Origin of the sequence: Anthropogastromicrobium sp. (genome assembly GCF_037349415.1) — a bacterium.
Classification (GTDB): domain Bacteria; phylum Bacillota; class Clostridia; order Lachnospirales; family Lachnospiraceae; genus Anthropogastromicrobium; species Anthropogastromicrobium aceti.
Genome location: NZ_JAXWCK010000002.1, coordinates 1 through 4,832, shown reverse-complemented (window position 1 = coordinate 4,832; position 4,832 = coordinate 1). Strand labels below are relative to the sequence as shown.

At 37.3% G+C, this 4,832-nt stretch carries 2 protein-coding genes and 1 pseudogene; all 3 read right to left on the bottom strand.

The features are described 5' to 3' along the window. Positions 1–194, bottom strand: a pseudogene (locus WJP93_RS00030) (tRNA (N6-isopentenyl adenosine(37)-C2)-methylthiotransferase MiaB); the annotation flags it as partial. A gap of 758 nt (positions 195–952) precedes the next feature. Then, positions 953–4,156 carry a type I restriction endonuclease subunit R gene (locus WJP93_RS00025; protein ID WP_337546116.1) on the bottom strand — a complete coding sequence of 1,068 codons (3,204 nt, stop codon included), beginning with the start codon at positions 4,154–4,156 and terminating at the stop codon, positions 953–955. A gap of 12 nt (positions 4,157–4,168) precedes the next feature. Then, a complete protein-coding gene (locus tag WJP93_RS00020; RefSeq protein WP_337546114.1) occupies positions 4,169–4,714 on the bottom strand; it encodes a restriction endonuclease subunit S in 546 nt (181 codons plus the stop codon). Positions 4,715–4,832: the final 118 nt, after the last annotated feature.

The window sequence follows — 4,832 nt, the reverse complement described above, 5'->3', positions numbered from 1 at the left end:
CAGCCAAAGGTAGTAATATGAACTGTTAAGTTTCTTCCTAACTCTTCTGACTTTCTTTTCACATACTCTCTGCTTTTTGCCATGAAATAGAGCTGTCTGTTTGGTTCCATCTCCGGTGCCAAGGTGTTTGTATCTACCATATTGATGTCAATTCCGGTTAAATCGGAAACGTTTCTCAAATCTATTAAATCCATGTTATTCCTTTCAAGGGTTGGTTGTTTTGACTTTTTTGCCCTTCAAATGGCAGAAAAAGATATATTGTATATTACACTCAGCAATTTAAAATGTCAAGTTGATTTCTTACGCCTCCCAGTTAATTAACGAACGGCCCTTCGGCGAGTGACTTTGTCGGTGTCCCTTGTTCCCGCGGCGCCTTCTACACACCTTTTTATCTTAGTTACTGCGTAAGCCCGCTCCCACACGGGCACGCCTCGTAAAGCACAGGTCGCCTCAGTGCCTCCGCCAAGGTATATGCATCTCATCGTAGTCATCCACCAATGCATCTTCAAGAATAATTACCCTCAACGCAATTTCAATTCTTGCCTCTGCAAGGGAGGCGATAAGTTGAAAACACCATCGAACAATTATATCTCTATTTCAATTCACGCCTCCGCGAAGGAGGCGACAAAACTATACAATTTACATTGTAAAATACACAGTAACTAATTTACATTTTCTGTAAACTTTTCTACTGCCATATTCAAATCTTCAGTGGCTTCCTTAATAGTAATATATAAGGAAGCCACTACCGCGTACACCAAATGATACCGGGACATTCTTATTTCAACTCACAGCTTCTGTAAAGAAGCTGACCGCAATAATTACTTCAAAAAGAATTTATTCAAGGCTTCTTTTCTTGTAATTATTGCATATATTATATTTATTTTACATTCACTCAACCATTTTTGCAACTAGTTTTCTTGCATTTTTTTGTGCGGATGCTCGCTCACTCCTATTTTTTTCCATATGTCATCTCTTCTTCTGCCGCTATTGGTAACTTATCTGTTTCTTCAAAATTATATACATTGACATTTTGTTTTATTGGTGTAAAAGCACTTCCAATGCCAAAATATTTTTCAAAAAACAACTTTAATTTTTCAATAACGGTCTGCTTTTTCTTTGCTCTTCCTCCACCAAAACGTGAAATTGGAGGCATGAGTTTATCTATATCAACTCCTGCTGTTCGAATTTCTCCATCGCGAAAAGCATTTTCCATAAATCTATACGTTTCTTCTTCCTTTAGTCGTTCCTCCTTGATAACCATATCTAAATCATACTTTCTTTGCACTGCTATGTAATCATGCCATTCGTTCATAATATCATCTACATCATTGATTCCAGCTATAAAGTTTTCAATAAGCTGCTTTTTACTGCGTAATTCTGGACTGGCATCTATCGCCTTATTGATCGTTATCAATACTTCCTTATCCTCGCAATGTGTATCATGATATTTTTTCACAAGCATAAGAATATAATCGATGTTAATTTCTATCTGCCGAATTAATTCAATTTCAAAGATCACATCATCTGTAATATCCGTGCTTTCTCGACGCTTGCGTTTCCATTCATCACGCAAATCCTGATAACGCCCCAAATAGTCCTGTAAATCTCTCTCTGAAATCAATTCATTTCCTTTAAAATCATCAAAAGAAAGCAATAAGTTTCTCATACGAAGAATCGCACCGAAAAGAGCAATAAATTCTTTCTGGTTCTGCTCTCCGACAATCTGTGGTTCTGAAACTGGAAACTTTTCTTTCAAATCTGCCATCATATCTATATAACCTGGCATCTTTTTACCATCAACAGATTCATAACCATAATAGTAGTCTTTAAAACTCTGCATCAGAACAATGCCTCCAGCATTCTTATCTCCAAACAGAGAAATTGCACTATCCACCCGCTTTTGCAAATTTCGAAAACATACGATATTTCCAAATGTCTTAATCGAATTTAAGATACGATTGGTACGAGAAAAAGCCTGTATCAATCCATGCATTTTCAAATTTTTGTCGACCCACAGCGTATTCATAGTTGTAGCATCAAAGCCAGTAAGGAACATATTAACTACAATCAAAATATCCAATTCCTTATTCTTCATACGAAGGGACACATCTTTATAATAATTCTGAAATTTGTCACTTGAAGTATCATAGTTCGTATGGAACATTTTATTATAGTCTTTAATGGCTTCTTCCAGAAAATCCCTAGATGGTTGATCAAGTGCTGAGGTATCTTCAGAATTTTCTTCATCCAGAATTCCATCCGATTCTTCTTCATTTGCTCCATAACTAAAAATGGTTGCAACACGCAGTCTCTTTGTTTGATCTTCTGCCATTTGCTTTTTAAATTCCTGATAATAGAGCTTTGCCATCGGTACGCTTGATACTGCAAAAATAGAATTAAAACCACTTATACGCTGTTTCTGCTTAATTTCTTCTACCCCATCTCTCTTAGCCGAAGCCACCTCTGCTATATTCGTGAGTGTATTATATATGTATGTTTTATCCCCTCGATACGTTTTCTGGTCAAAATGCTCCAATATATACTGCGTCACCATACGGATGCGCTCAGGAGCCATCATAACTTTTTCACGATTGATATCCCAAACCATTTCATCTGTGATTTCTTCCTCTACATCCATTGTTTTTATGTAGTCAACTCGGAATGGAAGAACATTTTTATCATTAATCGCATCCACAATCGTATAGCTGTGAAGCTGATCGCCGAAAGTTTGAGCAGTAGTAATGAGTGCTGGATTCTTTGCTTTTCCCGAATTAGTAGAGAAAATCGGTGTTCCCGTAAATCCAAACAAATGATATTTCTTAAAATTCTTTACGATAGCCGTGTGCATATCTCCGAACTGGCTACGATGGCATTCATCAAAAATAATGATGACATGTTTCATATAGACTTCATGGCCAGGATTCTTTTTTATAAAGGTAGCTAATTTTTGTATTGTGGTAATAATAATATGTGCATCTGGATCCTCTAACTGGCGTTTTAATATCGCGGTCGATGTATTGCTATTAGCAGCTCCTTTTTCAAAACGATCATACTCTTTCATTGTCTGGTAGTCCAGATCTTTACGATCAACCACAAACAACACTTTATCAATATATGGTAACTTTGATGCTAATCTTGCCGTTTTAAAAGAAGTTAATGTTTTTCCAGAGCCTGTAGTATGCCAAATATAGCCACCACCCTCAACGCTGCCATACTTTTTATAATTATTCGCGATTTCAATGCGATTTAAAATCCTCTCCGTAGCCGTAATCTGATATGGGCGCATAACCATCAACATATTCTCAGACGTAAAAATACAATACTTCGTAAGAATATTCAGAATCGCATGTTTTGCAAAAAACGTCTTAGTAAAGTCAACAAGATCTGGAATCACACGATTTTTCGCATCTGCCCAAAAGCAAGTAAACTCAAAGCTGTTGCTCGTCTTAGTTTTACTGGAACCTTTCTTCTCGTTTTCTTTCTCTGCATTGCGTCTAGTACTATTGGAATAATATTTCGTATTGGTACCATTCGAGATAACGAAAATTTGAATATACTCATATAACCCAGAACCTGCCCCAAAAGACTCTCTCTGATAACGATTTATCTGATTAAATGCCTCACGAATAGCAACACCTCTGCGCTTCAGCTCAATATGAACAAGGGGTAAACCATTAACCAATACTGTAACATCGTAACGATTATCATGTTTTGCGCCATCATCTGTACTAACCGCGTACTGATTGATTACTTGCAGCCTATTATTATGGATGTTCTTTTTATCTATTAGTGTAATATTTTTAGAAGAACCGTCATCACGCGTCAGAACTTGAATATTATCCTCTTGTATCTTGCGAGTCTTTTCCACGATATGCTCATTAGGATTCGCAATCGCATTTTTGAAAAAATTCTCCCACTCTGTATCAGAGAACTGATAATCATTTAGTTCTGATAGTTTCATACGGAGATTCTCAATCAGATCTTTCTCTGTATGAATCGGCAGATATTCATATCCCTGTTCACAAAGCAATCGAATAAATTCCTGCTCTAGTTGCGCTTCACTCTGATAGCTATCAGAACGCTTTTTAACTGGCTCATATTCTGTAACAACGGTATTTTCCGATGTTTCCGCTACAATGTTAAAGTATGGCATAATCTTGCCTCCCTACTTTTGTAATTCTTTAAAAGACAATAACTTATCTCTGTAATATTCATATTGTTTCTTACGTGCTTCAATTTCTGCAGGAAGCCCTGCTGACAGATCATTACAAAGAGCGTCAAAGCGATCGAGAATTTCAACAATACGTTTTTGTTCTTCAAGCGAAGGTAATGGGATCCTAATATTTGATAACGCTTCACTGCTCACGTGCGGAACTCCTGCACCACGCTTCATACTATTCAATACCATCTCTATATTTTTCAGCACATAATATAAATACTTCGTTGTTGAAAGCCCCTCAACTTCTTCATATCCAAATCCATCTGTCACAAATATCGGTTGATTCCAATAAGAAACAAACCCTGCAGATGCACCACTACGTGCAATAACCACAATTTCTCCATCATGATTAGAACGATCAATATAATATGCTGGCTCTTGTCCTCCTAATATAACGGGAATCGTTCCTGTTTTTTCATTTTTCTTTGTGATATATTCTCCCCTGAAAACTTTTGCAACAGACGATAAAGGTAGCACAACGTAACCAAACACATACTGAAGGAGCTTAATTGCGCTCAGCTCTGATCGGATCGGTCCGTCCGTCCGTCCGTCCGTCCGTCCGTCCGTCCGTCCGTCAAGAGCATGTCACCCTTTTCAGCAAATGTCAATA